The 25,820-nt window shown below is 73.5% G+C and carries 26 protein-coding genes; 12 read left to right on the forward strand and 14 right to left on the reverse strand.

Annotated elements, in window-relative coordinates:
- Positions 1-105 precede the first annotated feature (105 nt).
- Positions 106-1,275, forward strand: coding sequence for a PP2C family protein-serine/threonine phosphatase (locus tag ACX25U_RS00985; RefSeq protein WP_454388157.1), 1,170 nt, complete (start codon positions 106-108; stop codon positions 1,273-1,275).
- An 11-nt stretch (positions 1,276-1,286) separates the two neighbouring features.
- Here the strand turns inward: ACX25U_RS00985 and ACX25U_RS00990 are convergent, their stop codons facing one another.
- Positions 1,287-2,381 carry an NAD(+)/NADH kinase gene (locus ACX25U_RS00990; RefSeq protein ID WP_454388159.1) on the reverse strand — a complete coding sequence of 365 codons (1,095 nt, stop codon included), beginning with the start codon at positions 2,379-2,381 and terminating at the stop codon, positions 1,287-1,289.
- 211 nt (positions 2,382-2,592) lie between these two features.
- Here ACX25U_RS00990 and ACX25U_RS00995 point away from each other — a divergent pair, with 211 nt between their 5' ends.
- Positions 2,593-2,763, forward strand: coding sequence for a hydrophobic protein (locus ACX25U_RS00995; RefSeq protein WP_454388161.1), 171 nt, complete (start codon positions 2,593-2,595; stop codon positions 2,761-2,763).
- Positions 2,764-2,845: 82 nt separating this feature from the next.
- Here ACX25U_RS00995 and ACX25U_RS01000 read toward each other — a convergent pair whose 3' ends face one another.
- Positions 2,846-3,865: a sigma-70 family RNA polymerase sigma factor gene (locus tag ACX25U_RS01000; RefSeq protein WP_454388163.1), complete on the reverse strand. Its 1,020-nt coding sequence runs from the start codon at positions 3,863-3,865 to the stop codon at positions 2,846-2,848.
- A 157-nt stretch (positions 3,866-4,022) separates the two neighbouring features.
- Positions 4,023-4,766 (reverse strand): DUF2249 domain-containing protein, encoded by a 744-nt coding sequence (locus tag ACX25U_RS01005; protein ID WP_454388165.1) that lies wholly within the window; start codon positions 4,764-4,766, stop codon positions 4,023-4,025.
- A gap of 127 nt (positions 4,767-4,893) precedes the next feature.
- Between ACX25U_RS01005 and fdxA the strand changes: the two genes are divergently transcribed.
- From fdxA to ACX25U_RS01020, 3 genes are all read left to right on the forward strand, one after another.
- Positions 4,894-5,220: a ferredoxin gene (gene fdxA, locus ACX25U_RS01010; protein ID WP_454388166.1), complete on the forward strand. Its 327-nt coding sequence runs from the start codon at positions 4,894-4,896 to the stop codon at positions 5,218-5,220.
- Between the two features lie 116 nt (positions 5,221-5,336).
- On the forward strand, positions 5,337-5,669 hold the full coding sequence (locus ACX25U_RS01015; RefSeq protein ID WP_454388168.1) for a cupin domain-containing protein: 333 nt from the start codon (positions 5,337-5,339) through the stop codon (positions 5,667-5,669).
- Between the two features lie 421 nt (positions 5,670-6,090).
- Positions 6,091-7,446 (forward strand): PP2C family protein-serine/threonine phosphatase, encoded by a 1,356-nt coding sequence (locus ACX25U_RS01020; protein WP_454388170.1) that lies wholly within the window; start codon positions 6,091-6,093, stop codon positions 7,444-7,446.
- Positions 7,447-8,056: 610 nt separating this feature from the next.
- Here ACX25U_RS01020 and ACX25U_RS01025 read toward each other — a convergent pair.
- Positions 8,057-9,064: a YihY/virulence factor BrkB family protein gene (locus ACX25U_RS01025; protein WP_454388172.1), complete on the reverse strand. Its 1,008-nt coding sequence runs from the start codon at positions 9,062-9,064 to the stop codon at positions 8,057-8,059.
- 160 nt (positions 9,065-9,224) lie between these two features.
- On the opposite strand from ACX25U_RS01025, the gene ACX25U_RS01030 reads away from it, so the two are divergent.
- Complete coding sequence (locus ACX25U_RS01030; RefSeq protein WP_454388174.1) at positions 9,225-10,025, forward strand: SDR family NAD(P)-dependent oxidoreductase; 801 nt, start codon at positions 9,225-9,227, stop codon at positions 10,023-10,025.
- A gap of 71 nt (positions 10,026-10,096) precedes the next feature.
- On the opposite strand, the gene ACX25U_RS01035 is transcribed toward ACX25U_RS01030, so the two are convergent.
- Positions 10,097-10,567: an MSMEG_6728 family protein gene (locus tag ACX25U_RS01035; protein WP_454388175.1), complete on the reverse strand. Its 471-nt coding sequence runs from the start codon at positions 10,565-10,567 to the stop codon at positions 10,097-10,099.
- 141 nt (positions 10,568-10,708) lie between these two features.
- Between ACX25U_RS01035 and ACX25U_RS01040 the strand changes: the two genes are divergently transcribed.
- The 5 genes from ACX25U_RS01040 to hypA are packed head-to-tail and all read left to right on the forward strand — an operon-like array spanning position 10,709 to position 15,592.
- A complete protein-coding gene (locus ACX25U_RS01040) occupies positions 10,709-12,262 on the forward strand; it encodes a hypothetical protein (RefSeq protein WP_454388177.1) in 1,554 nt (517 codons plus the stop codon).
- A complete protein-coding gene (locus tag ACX25U_RS01045) occupies positions 12,259-14,052 on the forward strand; it encodes a nickel-dependent hydrogenase large subunit (protein WP_454388178.1) in 1,794 nt (597 codons plus the stop codon). Before ACX25U_RS01040 ends, ACX25U_RS01045 begins: the two co-directional genes overlap by 4 nt.
- On the forward strand, positions 14,045-14,638 hold the full coding sequence (locus tag ACX25U_RS01050) for a NifU family protein (protein WP_454388180.1): 594 nt from the start codon (positions 14,045-14,047) through the stop codon (positions 14,636-14,638). Before ACX25U_RS01045 ends, ACX25U_RS01050 begins: the two co-directional genes overlap by 8 nt.
- Complete coding sequence (locus ACX25U_RS01055; protein WP_454388181.1) at positions 14,635-15,225, forward strand: DUF5947 family protein; 591 nt, start codon at positions 14,635-14,637, stop codon at positions 15,223-15,225. The genes ACX25U_RS01050 and ACX25U_RS01055 overlap by 4 nt, the downstream gene beginning before the upstream one ends.
- Positions 15,226-15,232: 7 nt before the next feature.
- Positions 15,233-15,592, forward strand: a complete 360-nt coding sequence (gene hypA, locus ACX25U_RS01060; RefSeq protein WP_454388182.1) for a hydrogenase maturation nickel metallochaperone HypA — start codon at positions 15,233-15,235, stop codon at positions 15,590-15,592.
- Between the two features lie 65 nt (positions 15,593-15,657).
- On the opposite strand, the gene hypE is transcribed toward hypA, so the two are convergent.
- The 8 genes from hypE to ACX25U_RS01100 form a co-directional block, all read right to left on the reverse strand.
- Positions 15,658-16,740, reverse strand: coding sequence for a hydrogenase expression/formation protein HypE (gene hypE, locus ACX25U_RS01065; protein ID WP_454388184.1), 1,083 nt, complete (start codon positions 16,738-16,740; stop codon positions 15,658-15,660).
- Positions 16,733-17,893, reverse strand: coding sequence for a hydrogenase formation protein HypD (gene hypD, locus ACX25U_RS01070; protein WP_454388186.1), 1,161 nt, complete (start codon positions 17,891-17,893; stop codon positions 16,733-16,735). The genes hypE and hypD overlap by 8 nt, the downstream gene beginning before the upstream one ends.
- Positions 17,890-18,225, reverse strand: a complete 336-nt coding sequence (locus tag ACX25U_RS01075) for a HypC/HybG/HupF family hydrogenase formation chaperone (RefSeq protein WP_454388188.1) — start codon at positions 18,223-18,225, stop codon at positions 17,890-17,892. Before ACX25U_RS01075 ends, hypD begins: the two co-directional genes overlap by 4 nt.
- Before the next feature lie 241 nt (positions 18,226-18,466).
- Positions 18,467-20,827: a carbamoyltransferase HypF gene (gene hypF / locus ACX25U_RS01080; RefSeq protein ID WP_454388190.1), complete on the reverse strand. Its 2,361-nt coding sequence runs from the start codon at positions 20,825-20,827 to the stop codon at positions 18,467-18,469.
- Positions 20,824-21,603 carry a hydrogenase nickel incorporation protein HypB gene (gene hypB, locus ACX25U_RS01085; RefSeq protein WP_454388192.1) on the reverse strand — a complete coding sequence of 260 codons (780 nt, stop codon included), beginning with the start codon at positions 21,601-21,603 and terminating at the stop codon, positions 20,824-20,826. The genes hypF and hypB overlap by 4 nt, the downstream gene beginning before the upstream one ends.
- Before the next feature lie 52 nt (positions 21,604-21,655).
- Entirely contained in the window at positions 21,656-22,258 is a 603-nt protein-coding gene (locus ACX25U_RS01090; RefSeq protein ID WP_454388194.1) for a hydrogenase maturation protease, read from the reverse strand.
- Complete coding sequence (locus ACX25U_RS01095) at positions 22,255-23,964, reverse strand: enoyl-CoA hydratase-related protein (RefSeq protein WP_454388195.1); 1,710 nt, start codon at positions 23,962-23,964, stop codon at positions 22,255-22,257. Before ACX25U_RS01095 ends, ACX25U_RS01090 begins: the two co-directional genes overlap by 4 nt.
- Before the next feature lie 89 nt (positions 23,965-24,053).
- Entirely contained in the window at positions 24,054-24,422 is a 369-nt protein-coding gene (locus tag ACX25U_RS01100) for a hypothetical protein (RefSeq protein WP_454388197.1), read from the reverse strand.
- Between the two features lie 105 nt (positions 24,423-24,527).
- On the opposite strand from ACX25U_RS01100, the gene ACX25U_RS01105 reads away from it, so the two are divergent.
- Positions 24,528-24,893: a transglycosylase family protein gene (locus ACX25U_RS01105; protein WP_454388199.1), complete on the forward strand. Its 366-nt coding sequence runs from the start codon at positions 24,528-24,530 to the stop codon at positions 24,891-24,893.
- Between the two features lie 24 nt (positions 24,894-24,917).
- Here the strand turns inward: ACX25U_RS01105 and ACX25U_RS01110 are convergent, their stop codons facing one another.
- Positions 24,918-25,799, reverse strand: a complete 882-nt coding sequence (locus ACX25U_RS01110; protein ID WP_454388201.1) for a YegS/Rv2252/BmrU family lipid kinase — start codon at positions 25,797-25,799, stop codon at positions 24,918-24,920.
- Positions 25,800-25,820: the final 21 nt, after the last annotated feature.

A 25,820-nucleotide genomic window follows, 5' to 3' on the forward strand; every position in this document is an offset into this window, starting at 1 on the left:
TGAGTGTTTCCGCGAGGACCGCCGCCCGGGGCCGGGGCGCACCCCGCCGCGCTCGTCCGGGCCTCCCGCTCCCCTGCCGCCGCCCGGGTGCCGCCGGGACCGGCGATGAGGCGACCCGGCCGCCGTACCGGCGAGGACGCGCGTGCGGCGCGGGAGCCCCGGGCGCAGCCGCAGGTGCCCGCGCCGCCCCTGTGGCTGCGCTGGCTGCCGGCCCTGTACGTCGCGGTGGTCCTCCTCGTGGAACCGATCACCCCTGTGCAGTGGCCCGTGAGCTTCGTGCTCACCGCGCTCCCGGTGGTCGCCGCCTTCGCACACGGTCCGGCCGCCGTCGCCGCCGTCACGGTGTTCGCCGTCGTGTTCGAGGGCGTCCTGGCCGGCACCCCGTGCTGCGCGGGACGTCCGGTGGGCTATCTGTGGGACCGCCACTACGTGGCCAACTACGTGTGCACCTTCGTGGTCGGCATCCTCGGCACGATCCTGGCGGTGCACCGGACGCGCCGGGAGCGCACCCTCGCCACGGTGCGCTCCGTGGCGGAGACCGCGCAGCGGGTTCTGCTGCGGCCGGTGCCCCGCCGCCTCGGTCAGGTCTCCGTGGAGACCCTGTACCTGTCCGCGGCCGCCGAGGCGCGGATCGGGGGCGATCTGTACGAGGCGATGCCGACGGCGCACGGAGTGCGCCTGCTCATCGGCGACGTCCGCGGCAAGGGCCTGGTCGCCGTCGAGACGGCCGCGGCGATGCTCGGCGCCTTCCGTGAAGCCGCGCCCGACGCGCCCGATCTGGCCGGTCTGGCCCGGCGGATGGAGCGGAGCATGAACCGCTATGCCGCGCAGCTCGCCGGCGGTGAGGCGGCGGAGCGCTTCGTGACGGCGTTGTTCGCGGAGATTCCCGACCGGGAACCCGTCGTCCGCATCGTCAACTGCGGTCATCCGCCGCCGCTGCTCATCAGCCGCGGCCGGGTCACCGAGTTGGAGGCGACCGATCCCTCGCCGCCCGTCAACCTCGGCGGGCTGGTCGGCAACGGCTACCACGTGGACGTGGAGCCCTTCCGGCCCGGTGACGAGCTGCTGCTCTACACCGACGGCGTCACCGAGACCCGCGATCCCACGGGCGCCTTCTATCCGCTGGTCGAGCGCGTCCGCCCATGGGCCGGCCTTCCGCCCGGCGAGCTCCTGGAGCGGCTGCACGCCGACCTGCTCGACTACAGCGACGGCCGGCTGGAGGACGACCTCGCCGCGCTCGCCGCGTACCGCCTGCCCGGTGAGCCCCGTCCCTGACGGGGGCGGCGCTACTCGGGCAGGCTGCCGGTCCCGGGCGCGCCGCGAGGTACGTCGGGTCGGGGAGGCAGCGCCAGATGGGCGAGGTCCCCGGGCCGCGGGGTGGTCACCGGCCAGAGCGGGGCGGGGGCTCCGTCGGCGACCGCGGCCGGGGCGTCGGTGAGGTTCATGCGCTCGCGCAGCCGGCCGTAGAAGTCCATCGGGCCCAGCCGGACGGCCCGCAGCCGTTGCCGGGCCGCGTACACGCCGATCCAGTCGCCGGGGTCGAGCACCCCGCGCAGCTGACCGTCGATGCTCACGGCGGCCTGGCCCGAGCGGTCCAGGATGCGCAGGGCGACGGGTTCGTCCGGTGCGGCCACGACCGAGCGGTTGAACACCATGTGCGGGGCGACCGGCGTGAAGACGAGGGCCTCCGCGCGGGGCGAGACGACCGGGCCGCCGGCGGCGAAGCTGTAGGCCGTCGAGCCGGTCGGGGTGGCGACCAGCAGCGCGTCGGCCGAGTAGGACGCCAGGAGCCGGCCCGCGAGGTAGACGCCGACGGAGATCTGCCGGTCCCGTGCCAGCTTCTCCAGTACGACGTCGTTCAGCGCGGTGACGTGCAGCGCGATGCCCCAGTCGCCGCCGGCCTCGCAGTCGGTGCGCACCCGCGGCGGCGGCAGCATCGGGCGGTGGCCGTAGCGCATCAGCTCCTCGATGTCGGCGGGCACCTCCAGGCGGCGCGAGGCGCGCACGGTGAGCATCATCCGGCTCTCCACGGTGAGGCGGTCCTCGACGACGGCGTCCAGCGCGGAGCGCACGACCGTGACCGGCACCTCGGTGAGGAAGCCGACCCGGCCGAGGTCGACGCCCAGGACGAGGGCGTCGTTCACGGCGGCCAGCCGGGCGCCACGCAGGAAGGTCCCGTCCCCGCCCAGGGTGACGACGAGATCGGGATCGCCCGCGGCCTCGACCTCCTCCCAGGCGCTGCGCCGGCCCCCGTCACGCCACACGTCGATGTCCACGCAGCTCACGGCGTGCTCCTCGCACCACTGACGCACCGTCCGCCCGGCGGCCACGGCCTCACCGCGCCCGCCGTGGACGACCAGGCCGATACGACGCACCGTCATCTCTGCCTCCGAGTCGGCTCGCGGACGAACGGATGCCATCCTCACCGGCCGGCGCGCGCCCGCCCTGGACGCCACGCCGCCGGACGGCTCCGCACACACCGGGACTGGGGCGAACAAGGCCGAGTTCCCCTCCTTCAAGCATGGAAACACCGGTACCTCTAGGCGTTTTCCTGAGAAAGGGGGGCAGACGGTGGTTCGGAGGTTGATAACTATGGTCCCCTTGCTGCTCGTTCTTCTGCTCGCCCTGATCCTCTTCGGCGCCGGGTTCGCCCTGAAGGCGCTGTGGTGGATCGCGGTCGTCGTGCTCGTGGTGTGGCTGCTCGGCTTCGTCGTACGGGCCGAGGGCAGCGGCGGCCGGAGGGGCCGCTGGTACCGCTGGTGAGGACCGCCCACGCGGTCCACGGCAGGAGCAGATGTGCGCCCGGCCCTCATGCCGGGCGCACCGCCGTACCCGGGTGCGGGCGTCAGCTCGCCCACGCCAGGAGCCTTTCGCCCGGCTCCTGTTCCCTCAGCCGTGCCAGCGACTCCTTCTCCAGCTGACGGACGCGTTCACGGGTCAGGCCCACGTGCCGTGCGACCTCCTGGAAGGTGCGCTGCCGCCCGTCGTGCAGGCCGTAGCGCAGGCTGAGGATGAGGGCCTCGCGCGCTGGGAGCGTGTCGACGGCCTCCCGCAGCTCCTCCGCGAGCGCCTGGTATTCGGCGACCTCGGGGGCCTGCAGCACCTCGCTGTCGGGGATGAGGTCGCCCACCACCGTCTCGCCGGTGTCGTCCACCGGAGTGTCCAGGCTGATCACCTGCCGGCCGACGCGGCGCAGCCAGATCACCTTGTCCTCGGCGATGCCGCTGTCCCGGGCGACCTCCTCGACGGTCGGCTCCTGCCCGAGGCGGAGCTGCAGCTTGCGTTCGACCTTGGCGAGTTTCTGCAGCTGTTCCACGACGTGCATCGGCAGCCGCACCGCACGCGCGTGCGTGGCGAGGCCGCGCTCGATCGCCTGCCGGATCCACCAGGTGGCGTACGTGGAGAACTTGAACCCCTTGGTGTGGTCGAACTTCTCCACCGCCCGGATGAGTCCCAGGTTGCCCTCCTGGATGACGTCGAGCAGGGGCAGCCCGCGATGGGCATGGCGCTTGGCCATCGACACCACGAGCCGGAGGTTGGCCCGCACCATGTGGTCCTTGGCCTCCTGGCCGTCGCGCACGGCGGCCTCCAGTTCCCGCCGGCGCTCCGGCGCGAGCTCACGGCCGTCCTCATCGGCCTGCCGCAGTTCCTCCACGGCGTGCAGGCCGGCCTCGATGCGCTGGGCCAGCCGCACTTCGCCGCCCGCGTCGAGCAGCGGTGTCGCCGCGATCTGGCGCAGATACTGGCCCAACAGGTCCGGTTCCCCGTCGGGTTCGGGAACCGCGTCGTACCGCTTGGTGTTCCGGGCCGGCAGCCGGCGACCGTCCCGTGCGGGCGCTGCCGTCCTCTGTGTCGTGGGAGCCATGCTTGCGCTCCTCGTCGTCCTCACGTCCGGGCGGCCCGGGTACCCGGGGCGGCCGCGAGTTCACCCCACACCTCGGCGGCCACCGCACTCGGGCGCTCCGCGGGCCGCTGCTCGCGTGACTTTCTCTCCACGGGCCCCGGGTACCCAGTGGTCGGGGTCAGGCGGAGGCGGCCTTCCGCCCGATGCGCACCTGCCACCGCTGGGGCCCGGATTCCAGGTAGTCCCAGGTGAAGGCGCCCGGGTGGGTGGCTTCGAACTCGCGCCGCAGCGGCTTGGGGTCGTGGTTGTTGACGAGGGTGAAGGCCTCGCCGGGCTGGAGGCGGGCGTAGCGGGCGAAGATGCGCGGGTGGCGCCTGCCGTGCGGGATGGTGGTGACGTCGATGACGGCGGGCTGCTCGAGCCGGCCGCCCTCCAGCAGGGTCTCGAAGTCCGCGGCGAGAAGTGGCAGGTCGGCGCCGGGCAGGGCGGCGAGCGCGGGCAGCAGCACGGCCTCTTCGACGGAGAGGTGGACCGTGAGGAGGCCGGCGACGTCCTGGGCGGCGGCCGCCGCGGCGTCCGCGGCGTCGGCCGAGGCGAGCGCGTCGATCCGCGCGCCGACGGCGGACGAGGTGGCCCGCAGGGCCTTGATCAGCAGTCGGGTCTCGGCGGCGCCCGCGGCGGGCGCGTACAGCGCCTGGTCGGTCGCGGCCAGATGGCGGCGCACCTCGCCGGTGCAGTAGTCGGTCACGGCCGTTCGTGCCTGCTCCCGGGCGGCGTGGCCCAGGCGGAGTTCGGTCAGCAGCGCCGTCTTGGGTCGCAGCCCGGCGAGCAGCCGCCGGTGCGCGGCCAGGATCGCGGCCTCGGCCTGGACGGCCGGATCGGTCGCGGTGTTGCGGATGTGGACCTCGAAGGACTGCGCCACGGCTCTCCCCTTCTCATTCATCGCCACGCCCAGCACCCGGCGTTCTGCCCATTATTACATGTGCTATTCGTAGAAATAGCGCAGGAGCCACTCGGCCCCGGTGCCGACCCGCGGGAGGTGGGTGCTCATGACGTATGTGATCGCGCAGCCGTGTGTGGACGTGAAGGACAGGGCCTGCGTCGAGGAGTGCCCGGTGGACTGCATCTACGAGGGGCGCAGGTCCCTCTACATCCACCCGGACGAATGCGTGGACTGCGGTGCGTGCGAGCCGGTCTGCCCGGTGGAGGCCATCTTCTACGAGGAGGACGTGCCGGCCGAGTGGCAGGACTGCACGCGGGCGAACGCGGAGTTCTTCGACGAGCTCGGCTCCCCCGGCGGCGCGGCCGAGCTGGGACTGATCGAGCGCGACCATCCGCTGATAGCCGGCCTGCCGCCGCAGGAGCAGCGGACGTGACCGCCGGGCACGGCGCGACGGCCCGGCCGGACCGCGCACACCCGAGGACGGCGGCGCATCGGCGTACGCTACGGAACTGCCCAGCTCAGCACTCCCGGTGAGGAAGAGTCACAGCGATGCAGAAGATCTCTCTCGACGCCCGTGCGCGCGAGCACCTCGAACGGGCCGCGGAGTCCTCGGCCGGCCGCAGCGCGGAGACCGTCTACGGCGGGCACGAACACGCCCTGCGCCAGACTCTCATCACCCTGCGCGCCGGCACGGCCCTGACCGAGCACGACAACCCCGGCGAGGCGACCGTGCTGGTGCTGCGCGGACGGGTGCGGCTGCGCAGCGGCGACTCCTCCTGGGAGGGCATGGCGGGCGATCTGCTCATCGTGCCCCAGGCCCGGCACAGCCTGGAGGCCGTCGAGGACGCCGCGGCCCTGCTCACGGTCACCAAGAAGCCCTGACACGGGTGCCCGGGCCGGCGGCGCTCCTCCGGCGAGGTCCTGTCGTCGAATTCCCGTCGTCCGCCCGAAGGGCGGGCCGCACGGCGTCATGGGGTCCCCCCTGCTCGAGCGAGGCCGAGAGCTTGAGGGAGGAGCCATGTGGGTGGTGCGGCAACGCCGCTGGGGGTCCCCCTGCTCGAAGAGCTTGGGGGTGGGGGTCCCCCTGCTCGAAGAGCTTGGGGGTGGGGGTCCCCCTGCTCGAAGAGCTTGGGGGTGGGGGTCCCCCCTGCTCGAAGAGCTCGGGGGAGCGTGCCAGACGCCGCGCGGCAGGCGGGAATTCGACGACAGGGTCTGGGGAAAGCCGACGTCTGCCGGTCGGCGTAGGGTGGCCCTGCCGGGGCCCGGGTGGCGGCCGGGCGTCGGCCCTGCCGGGAGGTGCCCCATGTCGGACGATCCGTGGTGGCCGAAGTCGCAGGAGACCGCCGGGCGGGTGGCCGCCGCGCCCGGGGAGAACGGCCGACCGTCGGGCGTTGACGCCTTCGAAGAGCTCAGCGCCCGGGTACGGCAGCTGTCTCTCGAGCGGCGCCGGCTGCGCCGCCTGCTGGAGGCGGTGGTGGCCATCAGCGTCGACATGGACACCCGCGCCGTCCTGCAGCACCTGGTGGAGGTGGGCGCCGACCTCATCGGTGCCCGCTACGGCGCCCTGGGCGTGCTCGGGGAGGGCGGCGAGTTCATCGACCTGATCACCACCGGGGTCGACGCCGAGCGGCTGATGACCGAGTCCGGTCTCCCGCAGAGCCACGGGCTGCTGGGCCACCTGATCATGCGGCGCGAGCCCCTGCGGGTCGACGACATCCGCGCGGACCCCCGCTCGGTCGGCTTCCCGCCCGGCCACCCGGTCATGACCAGCCTGCTGGGAGTCCCCCTGACGGTGCGCGGCGTCGTGTACGGCGACCTCTACCTGGCCGACAAGGAGGACGGAACGCCCTTCACCGACGCCGACGAGGCCCTGCTGACCGCGCTGGCCAGCGCCGCGAGCGTCAGCATCGAGAACGCCCGCCTGTACGGGCAGCTGAAGCGGGCCGCCGAGCAGTTCCAGCGCCGTCTGCTGCCGGTGCTGCCCGACCTGTCGCCCCTGCGGGTGGAGGCCCGCTACGAGCCCGCGTCCGATCTTCCCCGGCTCGGCGGGGACTGGTACGACGCCGTCAGCCTCCCCGACGGAACGGTCCTGGTCGTCGTCGGCGACGTGACCGGCCACGACGTGGAGGCGGCTCCGCAGATGGGGCAGATCCGCAACATGCTGCGGGTCCTGGCCTTCGACCGGTGCGGGCCGCCCAGCCTGATCGTGAACCGGCTCGACCGGGCGCTGACCGCGTTCGGCGACCCGCCGGCGGCCACGCTGCTTCTGGCCCGTATCGAACAGCGGCCGGACGCCGGGCACGCCATGTGCTGGACCAATGCCGGACACCCGCCGCCGCTGCTGGTCGCCGCCGACGGCACCGTCCGCTGCCTGGCTCCCGAGGCGCACGGCATCCCGATCGGTGTCGATCCGGCCCTGCCCCGCCCCGACCACACCCACCCGCTCCCCCCGGGGAGCACCCTGCTGCTGTACACCGACGGTCTGATCGAGCGCCGTCACCAGGACATCGACGTCGGCCTGCGGGACCTGGCCGACCATGCCGCCTCCCTGGCCACCGCCCCCTTGGACCTGCTGTGCGACGCGCTGATCGGCCGCCAGGACGCGTACGACGACGATGTCGCCCTGCTGGCCCTTCGCGTGCCCCGCCCGCCGGCCTGAGGAAGGGACACGCCCGCGGATCCGGACGCTGTCGCCGACGAGCCGCACGGGTCGCGGCCGGAGGACTCCACCGCCGCTCGGGACGCGCGGGCGGCGGCGCCCGGCACGAGGTCGAGAACACCCCGCACGCCGTGCTCGCCGACCCCCGAGCGGCACGGGAGTGGGCAGCCGGGCGGACGGGCAGACGGCCGGGCGGCCGGACCACTGGAGCCGGCCCACGGTTTCCCGGAGACCGCCGAGGGCGCCGTGCCGCACCGGACCCCCGCCCGCCTGCGGAAAAGCCGCCCGTCGTGCGGCGGACGACGCCGAGGAACGAGCCGTCCGGTTGCGGGAACGCGTCGAGGAGTCGACGCGGGAGCCGCGGCACGTCGAGGGCGAGCACCGCGAGGCACGTACCGCCGAGGCCGAGGCCCGGCAGCGTGCGCGCGCCGCCGACCGTGCCCTGCGCGAGGCCGGGCGCCGTGCGGAGACCGCCGCTGCGCGCGTCGGACGTCTGGCGGCCGGGTCGGACGTCTGGCGGCCGGGTCGGACGTCTGGCGGCCGGGTCGGACGTCTGGCGGCCGGGTCGGACGTCTGGCGGCCGGGGGAAGCCGCAGACCGGCCTCGGCCCCTACTGCTCGTGATGTCCGTCCTTGTCGGCGTGCGGGGGCGGGTCGAAGTGCACGGTGATCTTCTCGAAGCCCTTGAAGGACTCCGTGGCCGCGTAGGACCGGTAGGCCCGCTGGTCGCCGGGGCTGAGGTGGACGCGGTCGGTGAACGGGCTCAGCAGGCTGCGCGGCCACAGCCGCATGCACCGCACCGCGCTGATCTCCGCCGTGACGAGGTACACCAGCGCACCGAGGTAGATCCAGGCCAGCAGACCGAGCACGATGCCGAACAGGCCGTACGTCGACGTGGTGCCCCTCAGCACATGGCTGACGTAGTACGAGCCGCCCCACTGCAGCACCTGCCAGGCACAGGCACCGCCGAGCGCCGTGCCGTACAGCAGGCGCAGCGGCAGTCCGCGCCGGGTCAGCAGGCGGTAGCTGACGAGCAGCAGCGCCGCGTTCAGCAGCACCGCCAGGACCACGGCGGCGACACGGACGCCGACGGCCAGCCGGGTGCCGAACACGCTGGCCGCCGACTCCGCGATGGACAGCGCCGTGGTGACGCACAGACCGACCGCGAGCACCAGCAGGAACTTCAGCCCCTTCAGCCGCGAGCGCAGCGGATCGGGGCGGGCGTGCCGCGGCACGGCGAAGATCTTGTTCAGGGCGTGCTGGGCGGCCTGTGCGATGCCCAGTGCTCCGTAGAGGCTGCCGATCACGCCCACCGCGACCGCGACACCGCTGCCGTGGAAGGAGTGGATGTTGTGGCCGAGCTGGTCGCCGATCACCGGGAACTGGCCCAGGGCCGAGTTGAGCACCGCGTGCTGCAGGTGAGGGTCGCCGTGGAGGACGGAGCCGAGGATCGCGACGAGGATGAGCAGCAGCGGGAACAGGGACAGGAAGCCGTAGTACGTCAGCAGCGCGGCCAGGTAGACGGCCTGGTCGTCGAAGAACTTGTACGCCACGGCCAGCGGCAGGCCCGCCCAGCGGTGCCGTCGCTGATAACCGTCCAGCCGGGCCAGCACTCCCATGCGCTCTCCCACACCGTCGGCCGTGGGCCCGTCCGTGCCGGACCACACCCCTTCCCGGTGCCCTGGCCAGGGTGTTTCATGCCGGATGCCCGACTGCGAACGGCTGCGGACGTCCTCGGAAGGGAGGGTTGGCACCGGCGTGCGCGGTTACTCCGCCCCCATGGAAGACAACAGGCCGCTCGCCCTGGTGACCGGGGCCTCGAGCGGAATCGGATACGAACTCGCCAAGCAGTTCGCCGAGCACGGCTACGACCTGCTGATCAACGCCGAGGACGAGCGTCTCGACGAGGCGGCGCGGCACCTGCGGGAGACGGGCGCCGAGGTACGGGCGGTGCGCGCGGATCTCAGGGACCCGGCGGGCGTGGACCACCTGGTCGCCAGCACCACGGGACTCCACGTGGACGTGGCCGCCCTCGACGCCGGCGTGGGCCAGGGCGGCGCCTTCGTCGACACCGACCTGGCCGACGACCTCTCCGTCATCGACCTGAACGTCGCCTCCACGGTCCGGCTCGCCAAACCCCTGCTGCGGGAGATGGTGGAGCGCGACGAGGGGAACCTGGTGTTCACCTCCTCCATCGCCGCGGAGATGCCGGGCCCCTTCCAGTCGGTCTACAACGCCTCCAAGTCCTTCGTGCAGTCCTTCGCCGAGGCCCTGCAGAACGAGGTCAAGGACACCGGCGTGACGGTCACCGCCTTCATGCCCGGACCGACCGACACGGACTTCTTCCGGCGAGCCGACATGGGCGACACCAAGATCGGCAGCGATGAGAAGGACGACCCCGCCCAGGTCGCCGCGCAGGCGTTCGACGCGGTGATGAAGGGCCGCAAGAAGGCGGTCACCGGCTCGCTGAAGACCAAGGCGCAGGGAGTGGCCGACAAGGTGCTGCCCGACAGTGCCAAGGCCGCCGCCCACCGCAGGATGGCGGAGCCCGGCACGGGGGACGACGGCGGACAGCGGTAGACCGCGGGCCCGGCTCCCGCCCGGGCTCCTCTCCGGGCCCGTCCGTCACCCCGCCGGCGGACGGGCCCGGCTCATGCCCCCTCGCGGTCCGACGAGGGCCAGACGTACGGCAGGTCGTCCGGCACCCCGGGGAACAGCGCGGCGTACCGGTCCGGGTCCTTGCGCACCAGTGCCGAGCGGTGGCTGCGGTGCAGGGCCTCGTCGCCGAGCCAGGGCGGCAGCTCGCCGGCGGCCGCCAGCTCGGCCTGGCCGCGTACCGCCGTGCCGGGACGGGCCGCGGCGAGATCGGCGACGAGCGTGGCCGCGCAGCTGTCCTGATGGCCGTGCTCCCGCCAGACCCGGCAGACGTCCAGCCCGTACCGCACCAGCGCCTCCTCGTAGCCGGTCCACATGCGCACGGCCGGATGCCGGCGCCAGGCGTAGCCGGGGACCGTCAGGCCGCGCAGCACCTGCACCGCCTCGACTCGCTGTTTGCCCAGCCGGCGGCGGTCCAGCACGCGCGCGGACTCGGTGAAGTCGGGGTACGGCAGGAACGTCTGCATGCCGCCTCCGTCGTGCGTTCCGTCGTCTTCCGGGTTCCCCTGGACGGCCCAACGGCACTGGGCCGGAGGGGGCCGGGGGCGCGTGAGCGGTGTGTCCGTGGTGGAAGGAATGGCGCACCTGCGAATCGGAGGAGGCGCCGAATGCCGGATGCTGTGATCGAGGGTGCCGTGCGCGGCGGCGCCGCCGTGGACGACGGTGCCGTGCCCGACGGCCCTGGCGGGCCGTCCTTCGAGCAGTTGAGCGCGGTGGCCGACGCCGTCCTCTACGAGGGCTACCTGCTCTACCCGTACCGCCGATCGTCCCCCAAGAACCGGGTCCGGTGGCAGTTCGGCGTGCTGCTGCCGCGGAACTGGGTGGAGCGCGACGGCCCCGTCACGGTCGGTGTCGCCGGCTCCGCCGACTCCTGGTATCAGCAGACCGAGTGCCTGATGCGGGTCCGCGGCACCGACGGCGTCCTGCGGGTGAAGGTGCGCTACCTGCAGATGCAGCACAAACAGGTCGAGGAGGCCGGTCGGGACGGTCGGCACCACGCCGTCGAGGCGCTGCGGACCGGTGACGGCACGACGCATCTGACGTTCGACGAGGCGGTGCCGCGCGAGACCGGCCTCGTCGTTCCGCTCGACGACCTGCTGCGGCGGGAGTGCACCGCCCCGGTGGGGGCGGCGGCCGGCGAGGAGAGCGAGCCGCTGCCCGAGGGCGCCGGGCGGGTCGTACGGCGGCGCGAGGAGATCCGGGCGAGCACCACGCTCACGGCCGAACGTCTCGACGACGACCTGGTCCGGCTCCGCGTGCGCACCGAGAACACGGGGCAGGCCGCGGACCCGTACGCCGCGCGCGACGAGGCCCTGCGCCACGCGCTCATCGCCACTCACACGCTCATCGGCGGCGCGGGCGTGGAGTTCGTCTCGCTGACCGATCCGCCCCTGGACCTGCTGGAGCACGTCCAGGGCTGCCGCAACGCGTTCGTCTTCCCCGTCCTCGGCGGTGAACCGCCCGCCGGGCGGGACGGCGGCACCGCGCCTCTGCTGCTCTCCGCGCCGATCATCCTGCCCGACCACCCCCAGGTCGCGCCCGAGAGTCCCGGGGATCTGCACGACGCCGCGGAGATCGACGAGATCCTGACGCTGCGTACGTTGCTTCTGACCGACGAGGAGAAGCACGAGGCACGCGCCACCGACCCGCGCGCCGCCGAGATCCTGGACCGGGTGGAGAACATGCCCCCGGAGGTCTTCTCCCGGCTGCACGGCGTCATCCGGTCACTGGCTCCCGCCACGCCGGCCGCCCCCTCCCCCGGTTCTGGAGGCCCTGCCCCCGTCGGCGGCCTCGCGGCCGAGCGGCCCGCCTGGTGGCAGGAGGGCGGTGACAACGGCCTCTCCCCCACCACCGACCCGGTGCTCGTGGACGGCGTGCGCGTGCGGGGCGGCAGCCGCGTCCGGCTGCGCCCGAGGGACCGGGGCGCCGACGCCCAGGACATGTTCCTGGCCGGGCGCACCGCGCGGGTCGCCGCGGTCTTCCACGACGTGGACGGCAGCGTACACCTCGCCGTCACCCTCGACGACGACCCCGCGGCCGAACTGCACACCTGGTACGGCCGCTTCCACTACTTCCGGCCCGACGAGCTCGAACCGCTCGGGCCCCCGGTCGCGGCAGATCACCCACAGACCATCGACAGCGAGGGACAGCAACCGAGATGACGACCACCGAGGCTCGTGCGGCGGGGCGCAAGCCCGCGCAGATCGTGGACATGTCCTGGGATCCGATCACCAGGATCATCGGCAACCTGGGCATCTACACGAAGATCGACTTCGCCAACCAGGAAGTCGTCGAGTGCCACTCCACCTCCTCCCTGTTCCGCGGCTACTCGGTGTTCATGCGGGGCAAGGACCCCCGCGACGCCGGCTTCATCACCTCCCGCATCTGCGGCATCTGCGGCGACAACCACACCACCTGCTCCAACTACGCCCAGCAGATGGCCTACGGCGTCAAACCCCCGCCGCTGGCCGAGCACATCACCAACCTCGGCGAAGCCGCCGAATACATGTTCGACCACACCCTCTTCCAGGACAACCTCGTCTTCGTCGACTTCTGCGAGGCCATGGTCAAGGCCACCAACCCCACCGTGCTGGCCCGCGCCGAACGCACCGAGGCCCCCCGCGGCCACCTGCACGGCTACCGCACCATCGCCGACATCATGCGCGCCTTCAACCCCTTCGAGGGCGAGGTGTACAAACAGGCCCTGAAGGTCTCCCGCATCACCCGCGAGATGTTCTGCCTGATGGAGGGCCGCCACGTCCACCCCTCCACCCTGTATCCCGGCGGGGTGGGCACCATGCCCCAGCCCACCGTGTTCACCGACTACCTTTCCCGCCTGCTGCGCATCCTGGACTTCATCAAACAGGCCGTCGCCATGAACGACGACGTCTTCGACTTCTTCTACGCCGCCCTGCCCGGCTACGAGGAGGTCGGCCGGCGCCGCGTCCTGCTCGCCTGCTGGGGCGCCTTCCAAAACCCCGACACCTGCGACTACCGCTACGCCACCATGAACACCTGGGGCCGGGACATGTTCGTCACCCCCGGCATCATCGTCGACGGCCAACTGGTCACCAACAACCTCATCGACATCAACCTCGGCCTGCGGATCCTGCTCGGCTCCTCCTACTACGACGACTGGACAGACGAAGAACCCTTCGTCACCCACGACCCGCTCGGCAACCCCGTCGACATCCGCCACCCCTGGAACCAGACCACCCTGCCCCACCCCCAAAAACGCCACTTCGACGGCAACTACTCCTGGGTGATGAGCCCCCGCTGGTACCACCCCGAAACCGGCCGGCACCTCGCCCTGGACACCGGCGGCGGCCCCCTGGCCCGCCTGTGGTCCACCGCCCTGAGCGGCCTGGTCGACACCCCCTACGTCAAGGCCACCGGCCACAGCGTCCGCATCACCCTGCCCAAAAGCGAGAAACTCCCCGAGACCACCCTGGAATGGGCCATCCCCCAATGGTCCAACACCATCGAACGCGACCGCGCCCGCCCCTACTTCATCGCCTACGCCGCCGCCATGGCCCTGCAGTTCCTCGAACGCGCCCAACAGCTCATCCGCGCCGGCGACACCAAAACCTTCCAAAACTACCAAGTCCCCGACGAGGCCATCGGCTGCGGCTTCCACGAAGCCGTCCGCGGCGTCCTCTCCCACCACCTCGTCATCAAGGACAAGAAGATCGCCAACTACCACCCCTACCCCCCCACCCCCTGGAACGCCAGCCCCCGCGACCCCTACGGCACCCCCGGCCCCTACGAAGACGCCGTCCAGGGCCAGCCCATCTTCGAGGAAAACGGACCCGACACCTTCAAAGGCGTCGACATCATGCGCACCGTCCGCAGCTTCGACCCCTGCCTGCCCTGCGGCGTCCACATGTACACCGGCAACGGCAAAACACTCACCGTCACCCACTCACCCACCTACGGAGCCGGCCGTGGCTGACGCCGGACAGGACGCGCACGCCGGGCGGCTCGCCGACCCGGAGGTCGAGGCGCGGCTCGCCCGGCTGGACGAGCTGCTGGCGGGGCTGGAGACCGCGCCGGGACCGACCGTGCAGTCGGCTCTCGAGGCGGTGCGGCTGCTGACCGAGGTGTACGGCGAGGCGCTGGGCCGTGTGCTGGACCGGGCGGACGACGAGCTGGCCGGGGGTCTGGCCGAGGACGAACTGGTGGGGCATCTGCTGGTGCTGCATCAAATCCATCCCGAGCCGGCCGAGCGCCGGGCCGCCCGGGCGGTCGAACGGCTGCGGCCGGCCGTGCGGGAGCGCGGCGGCGACGTCGAGTGGGTCGGCGTGGAGGAGCGGGTGGCCCGGGTGCGGGTGGCCACGGGCGGCGGATGCGGTTCCGGGTGCGGCGGCGGTACGGCCGACGTCACCGACGCGGTGCGCGCGGCCGTGCTCGCCGCCGCTCCGGAACTGGCGGCGGTGGAGCCGGTGCCGGGCGCGTCCGGGAAGCGGCCGGCCCCCGCGTTCGTACCGCTGGAGACACTGGCGCGGCGAGGCGGGCCACGGGCGCGGGAGGCGCGGTGACGACGGACGGGGCGCTGGCCCGGGTCATCCGCTCCCCGGCCGGCCGGACGGCACCGGGCGAGGTGTGCGAGCTGTGCGCCGCGCCGGTGCCCGAGGAGCACCGTCACCTCTACGACACCGCCGAGGCCGAGGTGCGGTGCGCCTGCGGTCCCTGTTCGGTGCTCTTCACCGACAGCGGGGCGGGCGGCGGGCACTTCCGGCTCGTTCCCCGGCGCCGGGTGCGGCTTCCCCGGGTCGACACGGCGGCGCTGGGTGTGCCGGTCGGCCTGGTCTTCTTCGTACCGCGCGACGACGGCACGGTCACCGCGCAGGGTCCGAGCCCGGCGGGGGCCATGCGGTGGGAGGTGGACGCGGCGGCCTGGCGGCAGCTGGCCGACCGCTTCCCGCAGCTCGCCACGGTGGAGCCGGAGGTGGAGGCGCTGCTGGTCAACACCGTCCAGGAGTTCGACCACCACTGGATCGTGCCCGTCGACGACTGCTTCCGGATGGTCGCGACGATCCGCCGCGAGTGGCGGGGCCTGTCCGGCGGGGGCCGGGTGTGGCCCGCCGTCCAGGAGTTCTTCGCGGAGCTCACCGAACGGAGTTGAGGCGGCCGTGCACGAGTTGTCGATCGCGACCGCGATCGTGGAGCGGGCCGACGAGCTCGCCCGGGCCGAGGGGACGGACAGCGTCTCGGCGGTGACGGTGCGGGTGGGCGAGCTGGCCGGTGTCGTACCCGACGCCCTGGGCTTCGCCTTCGAGATGGCCCGGGAGGGCACCGCGCTGGCCGGGGCCCGGCTCGTGGTCGAGCAGGTGACCGCGCACGCGTACTGCGTGCCGTGCGACCAGGAGTTCCCGGTGGGCATGCCCCCGTTCTTCTGGTGCCCGCACTGCGACCGGCCGTCGCGGGACCTGCGCAGCGGGCGGGAGTTGGAGATCACCGGGATCGAACCGGGGCCGCCGGTTCCGGCCTGAGGGACCGTCCGGACACGTACGGCCCCGCCGGTGCCCGACGCACCGGCGGGGCCTTGTCCAACCCGTCAGCAGATGCGCGGCAGTTGCTCGCCGAGCGGCAGGTCGACGACCCGGGTGCCGCCGAGGCCCGTCGCGACCACGACCATGCCGGGGTGGTCGGCGACGCACTCGCCGATCAGCGTGGCGCCGCCGCCCTGCGGGTGGGCCCGCATCGCCGCCAGGACGGCCTCGGCCTCCGTCGGGGGTACGAAGGCGACGAGCCGGCCCTCGTTGGCGACGTACAGCGGGTCCAGGCCCAGGAACCCGCAGGCGCTCGCGACCGCCTCCGGGACCGGGATGGCCCGCTCCCGCAGCCGCACGCCGGTGCCGGAGGCGCGGGCGATCTCGTTGAGGGACGCGGCGAGCCCGCCCCGGGTGGGGTCGCGCAGCACGTGGATGTCCGGGGTGACGGCCAGCATGGCCGCCACCAGGTCGGCCAGCGGCGCGGTGTCGCTGGCGACCTCGACGCCGAACTCCAGGCCCTCCCGCACGCTCATGATGGCCACGCCGTGCAGGCCGATCGGGCCGCTGACGATGACGGCGTCGCCCGGCCGGGCCCGCTGCGGGCGGATGTCCACGCCTTCGGGGACGAGGCCGACGCCGGCGGTGGTGACGTACACGCCGTCGCCGTGTCCGGTCTCCACCACCTTGGTGTCGCCGGTGGCCACGGTGACGCCCGCGGCCTCGGCCGCCGCGCCCATCGCGCGTGCGACCCGGTCGACCACGGTCAGCTCCACGCCCTCCTCCAGGACGAAGGCCGCGGAGAGGTAGGCGGGCCGGGCGCCGCTCATCGCCAGGTCGTTGACGGTGCCGTTGACCGCCAGGTCGCCGAGGCTGCCACCGGGGAAGAACAGCGGCCTGACGACGTAGGAGTCGGTGGAGAACGCCAGCCGGGCGCCGCCGAGATGAAGGACGGCGGAGTCGCCCATGGCGGCGAGGGTGGGGTTGCCGTAGGCGGGGGCGAAGACGTCCTGGATCAGTTCGGCGGACAGGGCGCCGCCTCCCCCGTGGCCCATCACCACGACGGGCTGGTCGCGCAGGGGGGCGGGGCAGGTCCAGTTCGCGGGGTCGACGGGGGCCTCGGCCGCCGCGGAAGCGAGGTCAGCCAACGGGATTCATCTCCTCCTGCGGGATACGGGAGCCCTGTGGCGCCGGAGCGACCGGTGAGGTCTGTCCGTTCAGCCGGCGGTACAGGTAGTAGGCGGCGCAGGCGCCCTCGTTGGAGACCATGGTGGCGCCGAGCGGGGTGCGCGGGGTGCAGGTGGTGCCGAACGCGGAGCACTCGGTGGGCTTGATCAGCCCCTGCAGGACCTCACCGGCCCGGCACACGGCGGGCTCCTCGGTGCGGATGCCGTCGACGTCGAAGCGGTACTCGGCGTCGAAGGCGCGGAAGGCGTCCGACAGCCGCCAGCCGCTGGCGGGGATGCGTCCGATGCCGCGCCAGGAGCGGTCGGCGACCTCGAAGACCTCCTCCAGCATGCGCAGGGCGGCCGGGTTGCCCGTCTCGCGCACGGCGCGCGGGTAGGCGTTGTCCACCCGGTGCTCGCCGCGCTCCAGCTGGTGGACGGCGCGGCGGATGCCCTCGAGGATGTCCAGCGGTTCGAAGCCGGTGACGACGATGGGGACGCGGTGCCGCTCAGCCAGGTCCGGGTATTCGGCGGTGCCCATGACACTGCACACGTGCCCGGCGGCGAGGAAGCCCTGCACCCGGCAGGTCGGGGCCGTCATGATCGCCTCGATGGCCGGTGGGACCCGGACGTGGGAGACCAGGAGGCTGAAGTTGTCCAGGCCCAGGCGGCGGGCCTGGTGCACGGCCATGGCGTTGGCGGGCGCGGTCGTCTCGAAGCCGATGGCGAAGAACACCACCTGACGGCCGGGGTTCTGCCGGGCCAGTCGGAGGGCGTCGAGCGGCGAGTACACGACGCGTACGTCGCCGCCCTCGCCCTTGACCCGGAACAGGTCCCGGTCGGTGCCCGGCACCCGCAGCATGTCGCCGAACGAACAGAAGATCACCTCGGGCCGGGCGGCGATCTCCAGCGCCTTGTCGATGACCTCGAGCGGCGTCACGCACACCGGACAGCCGGGGCCGTGGATCAACTCCACCTCTTCCGGCAGCAGTTGGTCGATGCCGTGCCGGATGATCGAGTGGGTCTGGCCGCCGCAGACCTCCATCAGCGCCCACGGCCGGGTGACGGTCGCGCGGATCTCGTCGAGCAGCCGCCGGGCCAGCTCGGGGTCGTTGAACTCGTCGATGTACTTCATCGGGCCTCACTTCCGCTCTTCTCGCGTTCCCCGGCCCCGGGGGTGTGCGGGGCCGCGCTGCCGGCCTGCTCGGCGGCCTGTGCCCAGGCGTCGCCGAACTCCTCCTCCAGCAGCCCCAGTTGCTCGAACAGCTCCAGGGACGCCCGGGCCGACTCCTCGTCCAGGCGCTGCAGGGCGAACCCGACGTGGACGATCACGTACTCCCCCACCTTCAGGTCGGGCAGGTATTCGAAACACGCCTGCTTCTGCACTCCGCCGAAGTCGACCAGGCCGGTGAGGGGGTCGGCGCGGTGGTCGATGGCCACGACTTTGCCGGGCACTGCCAAACACATGGGTCACTCCATCTCGTCGCTGTATGGCGGCTTCAGAGCCTGTCGCCAAACTCCCGTCGTCCGCCCGAAGGGCGGGCCCGGCGGCGTCATGGGGGTCCCCCTGCTCGAGCGGAGTCGAGAGCTTGGGGGAGCGTGCGATCGCAAGGCGCCGGAGCGCCCTCGATGGGGGTCCCCCCCTGCTCGAAGAGCTCGGGGAGCGTGCCAGGCGTCGCCGGGCAGACGGGAGTGTGGCGACAGGCTCTCAAGGGCGCCGTCCGTCCTGTCGTTCGTGGGCCGCGACCACGAGCTGTCCGAGGGCCAGTCCGCCGTCGGTCGGCGGGACTTCGCCGTGGCGCAGTACCGTGAAACCGTCACCGGTCAGGAGCGCGGCACACTCCTCCTCCAGCAGGCCGTTGGCGAAGACGCCGCCGCTGAGGACGACGGTGGCCAGGCCGGTGGTCGCGCGGGCGCGCCGGCAGATCTGGGCGACGGCCCGCGCGACGCCCCGGTGGAAGCGCGCGGCGAGGACCGGTGCGGGGGTGCCGCGGCGCTGGTCGGCGAGGAGTTCCCGCAGCATGGGCGCCGGGTCGCAGCCGAGGGGGCCGGGACCGTCGGTGAGCCCGAAGGGGTACGCCGCCCCGTCCGCGTCCCGGGCCCGGGTGGCGGCCGCCTCCAGTTCCAGCGCGGCCTGCGCCTCGTATCCGGCGCGGTGGCAGACGCCCACGAGGGAGGAGACGGCGTCGAAGAGCCGGCCCATGCTGGAGGTGGGCACGCAGGCCAGATCCCGCTCCAACTGCCGCTTCAGGACGGACAGTTCCTCAGGCGCGCAGGCGGCGACGGGGGGCAGGCCGGCGTCCCACGGCAGTCCGGCGGCCCACAGCCGGGCCAGTGCGAGGCGGCACGGGTTGGCCACGCCGGCGTCGCCGCCGGGCAGTGGGGCGGGGGTCAGGTGGGCGAAGCGGCGGTGGCCGGCGTAGTCGGCGAGCAGGATCTCGCCGCCCCAGACGGTGCCGTCGTCGCCGTATCCGGTGCCGTCGAAGGCGACGCCGATCACGGGTGTGGTGCCGTCGAGACCGTGCTCGGCCATGGCGGAGGCGATGTGCGCGTGGTGGTGCTGGACCAGCACCGGGCGCTGCTCCGGGAGCCGGTCCGCCCGTCGGCGGGCCCAGCCGGTCGAGTGGTAGCCGGGGTGGCGGTCGGCGGCCACCAGGGCGGGGGTGACCCCGGTCAGACGCAGCAGGTGTTGTTCGGCCCGCCGGGCGGCCTGAAGGGTGGTCAGGTCGCCCATGTCGCCGATGTGCGGGCCGAACCAGGCGTGGTCGCCGTCGCCGACGCAGGGCACGTTCTTCAGGTCGCCGCCCACCGCGAGCGCGGGGCGCACCGGGACCGGCAGGCGCACCGGGCGGGGCACGTAGCCGCGGGAGCGGCGCAGTACCTGTTCGGTGCCGTCGGGGCGGACCCGCAGCAGGGAGTCGTCGCAGGGCGAGGCGATGGGGCGGTCGTGGGCGAGCCAGGCGTCGGCCAGTGGGGCCAGCCGGGTCAGTGCCTCGTCGTCGTCGGTGACGATGGGCTCGCCGGAGCGGTTGCCGCTGGTCATCACCAGCGCGCGGGGGCCGGGGGGATCACCGGGCAGCCCGAACAGCAGGGTGTGCACGGGGGTGTAGGGCAGCATCACGCCGACGTGGGGGCTGCCCGGGCAGACCTCGTCGCTCAGGCGGAGCCCGTCCGGCCGTGTGCCGCGGCGCAGCAGGACGATGGGGCGCCCCGGGCCGGTGAGCACGGCCCGTTCGCGGTCGGTGGGGTCGGCGATCCGCTCGACGGTGGCGAGGTCGGGGCACATGACCGCGAACGCCTTGCCGCCCCGTTCCTTGCGGGCGCGCAGGGTGGCGACGGCGCGGGCGTCGGTGGCGTCGCAGGCCAGGTGGTAGCCGCCGAGGCCCTTGACGGCGACGATCCGGCCGGCGGCGAGCAGGGCGCGGGCCGCGGCCAGGGCGTCGGCGTCCCGGGCCGGGCGGATGCCGCTGCCGTCGGCGGGGACGAGGCGCAGCCGGGGGCCGCAGTCGGGGCAGGCCACGGGCTGGGCGTGGAAGCGCCGGTCGGCGGGGTCGGCGTACTCCCGGGCGCAGGAGGGGCACATCGGGAAGCCGGCCATGGTCGTGACCGCACGGTCGTACGGCATGGCGGTGGCGATGGTGAAGCGGGGGCCGCAGTGGGTGCAGGTGATGAAGGGGTGCCGGTGGCGGCGGTCGGCGGGGTCGGCCAGCTCGCGCAGACAGTCGGCGCAGGTCGCGGTGTCGGGCGGCAACTGCGTCCGGCCGGGTGCGTGGTCGGTGGGGCGGATGGTGAACGGGTCGGTGGCGCCGGTGGCGGGGAGGTCCTCGAGGCCGATGCCGGTGACGGCGGCGAGCGGGGGCGGCTGCCGGGCCAGCCGGTCGCAGAACCGGTCGACGCCGTCCGGCGGGCCCTCGACCTCGATCAGCACCCCGCTCGCGGTGTTGCTCACGAAGCCGGCCAGCGCCAGGTCGGCGGCCAGGCGGTGCACGTACGGCCGGAAGCCCACGCCCTGCACCGTGCCGCGCACGGTGAGCCGGCGGCGCACCGGGCCGATGACGGGGGCGGTCATGAGGCGGTGGTGGCCGGGTGCGGACGCGCGTGGTGGTCGTGGGCCGCTTCCTCGGCGGCCTCGTGGACGGCGTGGTCGTGGCCGTGGGGGTGCGGGGCGAGGGGAGGGTGGTGGGGCGGGACTCCGTCGCGGGCGTCGAGGACGCGTTCCAGGAGGGTGTCGACGCCGTCGCCGGTGCGGGCGCAGGACCGTACGATCTCCACCCCGGGGTTGACCCGGTGGACGTTCGCCCGGAAGGCGTCCTCGTCGAAGCCGGCCGCCTCGGCCAGGTCCGTCTTGGTGACCACGACCAGGTGGGCGGAGCCGAAGGCGGTGGGGTACTTCAGCGGCTTGTCCTCGCCCTCGGTCACCGCCATCAGCACGATCCGCAGGGTCTCGCCGAGGTCGTAGGAGGCCGGGCAGACGAGGTTGCCGACGTTCTCCACGAACAGCACCGCGGTGTCCGCCGGCAGCCAGCCCTCCAGGCGGGTACGCACCTGGCGGGCCTCCAGGTGACAGAGGCCGTCGGTGAGCACCTGCTGTACCGGCGCGCCCGAGCGGGCCAGCCGGCGGGCGTCGTTCTCGGTGGCCAGGTCCGCGGTCAGCGCGGCCGCCGGGACACCCCGTTCGACGGCACGGGCGAGCACGCGGCCGAGGAGTTCGGTCTTGCCGCTGCCGGGGCTGGACAGCAGGTTCACAAGTGCGATGCTCTGCTGGGCCAGGTCGCCGCGCAGGGTGGCGGCCAGGTCGTCGTTCCTGGCGAGGACGGCCTGCTTGACGTCGACGGACCGGCACATGGCGCTGCTCCTCGAAAGTGGGCTCAGGGGCTGGGGGAGGGACGCGGGTCTCTCACCGATCTTCGGCCGCGCCTGCCGCGAGGCGCGGCAGCGCAGCCGTGGGGGCCGGGGCGTTTTCCTCCGGGCGGACCAACGGCGGGGTGGCGGCGGGGTCGGCGAGCAGTACGGGGACCATCGTGTGCAGGGCCTCGACGGCGTGGGCGACGGCCGCGCGGACCGGGGTGCTGAGCCCGGGGATGATGTCCTCGTCGCCGCGGGGCCGCACCTGGGGTTCGCAGGCGAGTACGAGAACGCGCGGCAGCGGCTCGTCGCCCAGGTGCGCGGCCAGGGCCAGCACCTTGGCCGGGTCCATGCCGTGGGCCTCGGGCGGGGCGGCGGCGCCGGCGGTGGCGTCGGGGAGTTCGGGTTCGATCAGGGACAGGGTGCCGGGCTCGTGGCCGCGCGGCGCCGCGTCGACCAGGACGGCCGTGTCGTATCCGTCGAGGAGTTCGTAGGCGAGGTCCAGGCCGCGGATGCCGAAGTCCCGTACCCGCACTCCGGCCGGCAGCGGGCGGGGGCCGAGGGCCTGGATCACCTCGGGGCCGAAGGCGTCGTCCGCGAGGAAGATGTTGCCCACGCCGGCGACCAGCAGCCGGGTGCGGGGCGGGGACGTCATCGGGTCTCCCCGGTGCGCGGGGCGCCGGCCGGGGCCAGGGGGCGGACGCCGCCGCTGGGGACCTTGCGGACGAAGGCCGAGCGCAGCGCGTGGTAGGGGGCCGCGGGGTCGAAGAAGATGTCGTGCATCCGGGCCAGTTCGGCGCGGCGGTACTCCGCGAGCGGCCGTACCGCCTCGTCGCGCTCGCGTGCCGCCGCCTTGGCCTCGATCCGCCGGCCGAGGCCGGGGGCGGCGGCGAGCTCGGCCGCCATGCGGTCGACCTCGGCGGTGAACTCCCCCGCCGGGACGGGGACCAGGTGGTCCACCAGGCCGAGGCCGTGGGCGGTGGCGGCGCTCACCGGAAGGGCCTCGGTGGTCAGCCGCTCGGCGGTCTCGGCGCCGGTGCGGCGCGGCAGGCTGTAGGTCCAGAACTCGGAGCCGTACAGGCCCATCCTGCGGTAGTGCGGGTTGAGGACGGCGCCGCCGCGGCACCACACCTCGTCGGCGGCGAGGGCGAGCATGACGCCGCCCGCGGCCGCGTTGCCGCCGAGCGCGGCGACGACCAGCCGGTCGGTGGTGTGCAGCACCGCCTCGACCAGGTCGTCGATGGCGCCCAGGTTGGTCCACGACTCGGCGGCGGGGTCGTCGGACGCCTCGATGACGTTCAGGTGGATGCCGTTGGAGAAGAAGTCGCGGGTGCCGCCGAGCACCAGGACCGGGGTGGGGCGGGTGAGCGCGTGGCGGTAGGCGGCGAGCAGCCTGCGGCACTGGTCGGTGCTCATCGCGCCGCCGGGGAAGGAGAAGGTCACGAAGCCGACGTCGCCGCGCTGCCGGTAGCGGATGTCGGTCCAGGTGCGCCGCTCGGGGGGCAGTTCGAACGGGACGGGCACCTCCGGGAGCGCGGTCGGGCCGAGGACGGAGGCGGCCGGGCGTTTGAAGGGCGCGGGATCGCCGGAGTTCTTGCGCGGCCTCAGTTCCGGGATCCACACGGCGCCGTCCCGGGTGGCCCGGCACACGGCTCCCGCCCGGGTGGCGAGCAGTTCGCCGGGGCGGCCGCGCAGTCGGTCCTCGGGGTGGCCGCCGTGCAGGAAGAGCTCACGGCCGAGGAGTTCGTCGAGGACGCCCGGCTGGGAGTCGGCGCCGCGGAGCTTTCGCAGCACGGTGGCTGTGCTGTCGTTCTCCCAGTCGATACGGCGCCGCTCCTGGCGCAGGAAGTCGCGCCTGACGACGCGGGTCGGGGGATCGCTCTGCGGCCGCGGTTTGAAGGAGCCGTCCGCGTAGCGCCGTACGGCCAGCAGTACGGCGGCCACGGCGGCGTCGGAGACCTCGTTGCGGTACAGGTCGCTCTTGCCGACCGGCGCCGTGGGGAACGGCATCGCCGCCCAGACGTCGCCGGCGTCCATCACCGCCTCGGCCTGCAGGACCGTCACGCCCCAGTGCGGCGCCTGGTCGGCGATCGCCCAGTCCAGGGAGGAGGGGCCGCGGTCCCCCGGGGGCCCCGGGTGCACGATGAGGCAGGTGTGCTCCCGCCACACGTCCTCGGGCAGCGCCGTTTTGAGCATCGGCGCGATGACCAGTTCCGGGCTCGTCCCGGCGACCGCGGCACGGATCGCGTCGGGGCCGTGCGAGGCGAGCACGACGTCGACGTGGTGGCCGTGGTCCGACAGTTCGGCGTAGACGCGCTGGGACAGGCTGTTGAACGCGCTGGCGACGAGCAGAATGTCCATGACGCGGCATCGTGCCGGTTCTGAGGGCGCCGGGAAGGGCCTTTGCGGAGTTTTCGTCCGTCCGCCTCAGGCCGCGTCCTCCGTCTGCATCAGGTTTCCTCCTCCATCCGGATCGAATTGCGCAGGTCCTCGAAGGCCCGGCTGCGGTCGTCCTTGTTCATCTCCACCAGCGCCCGGGCGATGGCGTCGAGCTTGCGCTGGATGGCGTGCTCGGCGCGCATCTCGGCGTTCTTCAGCAGGGCGAGCAGCAGCAGCGTCACGGCTGTCATGGACTCGCCCGCCGGCAGCAGCAACTCCACTTGCAGATGGGCCGCGTGGGCGGCGGCGAAGAAGCCGACGAGGACCAGGCAGATCAGGAAGAAGACGGGGGAGCTGGTGAAGTTGGAGGCGTACTCGGCGAACTGCTCGAACCGGCCGCGCCTGGGGCCGCCGCGGTGCACGGGACTCTTGAAAGTCATGAGCGAGCCCTACCCCGCCGACAGCTCTCAAAGAGCTTCACCCCGCCGACGGCTCCCGGCGCGTCACTCCCTTACTTTCTGTTCATACGATGTAACAGTCTGCGCATGATCTGTCTGCAGAACATCGACAGGGCCTCCGGCCGCCATCTACGCCGTCGCGCGCTGCGCGGGGCCCTGCTGGCCGCGGCGACGACCGCGGCGCTGGCCGGCGGACCGGCGGCGACCGCGGTCCCGGCCGCCGCTCTCGCTCCCGACTGGGATGCCATCGCCGCCTGCGAGTCCAGCGGCAACTGGAAGGCGAACACCGGCAACGGGTACTACGGCGGACTGCAGTTCAGCCGGTCCAGCTGGATCGCCGCCGGCGGGCTGAAGTACGCGCCCCGGGCGGACAAGGCCACGCGAAAGCAGCAGATCGCCGTGGCCAGACGGCTGGCCGCCCGGCAGGGCATGTCGGCCTGGGGCTGCGCCTGACCCGCCGGCTGCGCCGAGGGCCGGTCAGCAGAGCACGGCGAGCGCGCCGGGGAGGACCCGGGCGGTGACGGGCAGGACGGCCTCGACCTCGCCGTCGGCGCCGTAGGGCACGGGGCGGTCGGCCTCGATACGGATCTGTCTGCCCCGCAGGATCCGCACCTCGGGGCGGTCGACGTGCGCGCCGGACTTCAGCTCGTTCATCAGGGCGAAGAAGAGCCGGCGCGGCGCGTGACGGATCATCACCACGTCGAGCAGGCCGTCGTCGACACGGGCGCCGGGGGCGATCATGCGTCCGGAGCCGTAGTAGGGCGAGTTGGCGGCCACCACGGTGTAGCCGCGGTGGGTGTGCTCCTCCCCGTCGACGGTGACGCGGTAGCCGGCCGCCCGCCAGGTGGCGACGGCCCGCAGTCCGCCGGCGTAGTAGGAGGCGGCGCCGCGCAGCAGCCTGGAGTGGTTGGCGTGCCGGTTGGCGAGCGCGTCGACGCCCGCGTACACGCTGCCGAGGACGACGGTGCGCGGGCGGGCGGCCGACTCCACCTCGACGGTGTCGACCCGGCGCGGGGCGCCGTGCAGCAGGATCCGGGCCAACTCGTCCGGTTGGGCGGGCAGTTCGAGCGCGCGGGCGAAGTCGTTGCCGCGCCCGGCCGGGACGAGACCGAAGAGGGTGTCGGTGCCGCTGAGGGCCCCGCCGACGCCGCCCGCGATGCCGTCGCCGCCCACGGCGAGGACGACGCGGCCCTGCTGCCCGGCCCGGCGGGCGAGGTCCTGGGCGTGGGCGAGGCTGCGGCTGTACTCGGTCTCCAGTCCGGCGCCGGCCTCCCTCAGCGCCCTGGCCACCCGCAGCAGCGCCGCGGCCCCGGCGGATCCGCCCGCGGTGGGGTTGACGATGGCGGTGAACTGTCGCATCGGTGGGCCTCCGGGGCGGGA

The organism is Streptomyces sp. JNUCC 63 (genome assembly GCF_054366325.1).

What these genes read in the sequence shown, in the direction of transcription:
- ACX25U_RS00985 (WP_454388157.1), top strand. Translation starts at nt 106, where the DNA reads ATGAGGCGACCCGGCCGCCGTACCGGCGAGGACGCGCGTGCGGCGCGG.
- ACX25U_RS00990 (WP_454388159.1), bottom strand. Translation starts at nt 2,381, where the DNA reads ATGACGGTGCGTCGTATCGGCCTGGTCGTCCACGGCGGGCGCGGTGAG.
- ACX25U_RS00995 (WP_454388161.1), top strand. Translation starts at nt 2,593, where the DNA reads ATGGTCCCCTTGCTGCTCGTTCTTCTGCTCGCCCTGATCCTCTTCGGC.
- ACX25U_RS01000 (WP_454388163.1), bottom strand. Translation starts at nt 3,865, where the DNA reads ATGGCTCCCACGACACAGAGGACGGCAGCGCCCGCACGGGACGGTCGC.
- fdxA (WP_454388166.1), top strand. Translation starts at nt 4,894, where the DNA reads ATGACGTATGTGATCGCGCAGCCGTGTGTGGACGTGAAGGACAGGGCC.
- ACX25U_RS01015 (WP_454388168.1), top strand. Translation starts at nt 5,337, where the DNA reads ATGCAGAAGATCTCTCTCGACGCCCGTGCGCGCGAGCACCTCGAACGG.
- ACX25U_RS01020 (WP_454388170.1), top strand. Translation starts at nt 6,091, where the DNA reads ATGTCGGACGATCCGTGGTGGCCGAAGTCGCAGGAGACCGCCGGGCGG.
- ACX25U_RS01025 (WP_454388172.1), bottom strand. Translation starts at nt 9,064, where the DNA reads ATGGGAGTGCTGGCCCGGCTGGACGGTTATCAGCGACGGCACCGCTGG.
- ACX25U_RS01030 (WP_454388174.1), top strand. Translation starts at nt 9,225, where the DNA reads ATGGAAGACAACAGGCCGCTCGCCCTGGTGACCGGGGCCTCGAGCGGA.
- ACX25U_RS01035 (WP_454388175.1), bottom strand. Translation starts at nt 10,567, where the DNA reads ATGCAGACGTTCCTGCCGTACCCCGACTTCACCGAGTCCGCGCGCGTG.
- ACX25U_RS01040 (WP_454388177.1), top strand. Translation starts at nt 10,709, where the DNA reads ATGCCGGATGCTGTGATCGAGGGTGCCGTGCGCGGCGGCGCCGCCGTG.
- ACX25U_RS01045 (WP_454388178.1), top strand. Translation starts at nt 12,259, where the DNA reads ATGACGACCACCGAGGCTCGTGCGGCGGGGCGCAAGCCCGCGCAGATC.
- hypD (WP_454388186.1), bottom strand. Translation starts at nt 17,893, where the DNA reads ATGAAGTACATCGACGAGTTCAACGACCCCGAGCTGGCCCGGCGGCTG.
- ACX25U_RS01075 (WP_454388188.1), bottom strand. Translation starts at nt 18,225, where the DNA reads ATGTGTTTGGCAGTGCCCGGCAAAGTCGTGGCCATCGACCACCGCGCC.
- hypF (WP_454388190.1), bottom strand. Translation starts at nt 20,827, where the DNA reads ATGACCGCCCCCGTCATCGGCCCGGTGCGCCGCCGGCTCACCGTGCGC.
- hypB (WP_454388192.1), bottom strand. Translation starts at nt 21,603, where the DNA reads ATGTGCCGGTCCGTCGACGTCAAGCAGGCCGTCCTCGCCAGGAACGAC.
- ACX25U_RS01090 (WP_454388194.1), bottom strand. Translation starts at nt 22,258, where the DNA reads ATGACGTCCCCGCCCCGCACCCGGCTGCTGGTCGCCGGCGTGGGCAAC.
- ACX25U_RS01095 (WP_454388195.1), bottom strand. Translation starts at nt 23,964, where the DNA reads ATGGACATTCTGCTCGTCGCCAGCGCGTTCAACAGCCTGTCCCAGCGC.
- ACX25U_RS01100 (WP_454388197.1), bottom strand. Translation starts at nt 24,422, where the DNA reads ATGACTTTCAAGAGTCCCGTGCACCGCGGCGGCCCCAGGCGCGGCCGG.
- ACX25U_RS01105 (WP_454388199.1), top strand. Translation starts at nt 24,528, where the DNA reads ATGATCTGTCTGCAGAACATCGACAGGGCCTCCGGCCGCCATCTACGC.
- ACX25U_RS01110 (WP_454388201.1), bottom strand. Translation starts at nt 25,799, where the DNA reads ATGCGACAGTTCACCGCCATCGTCAACCCCACCGCGGGCGGATCCGCC.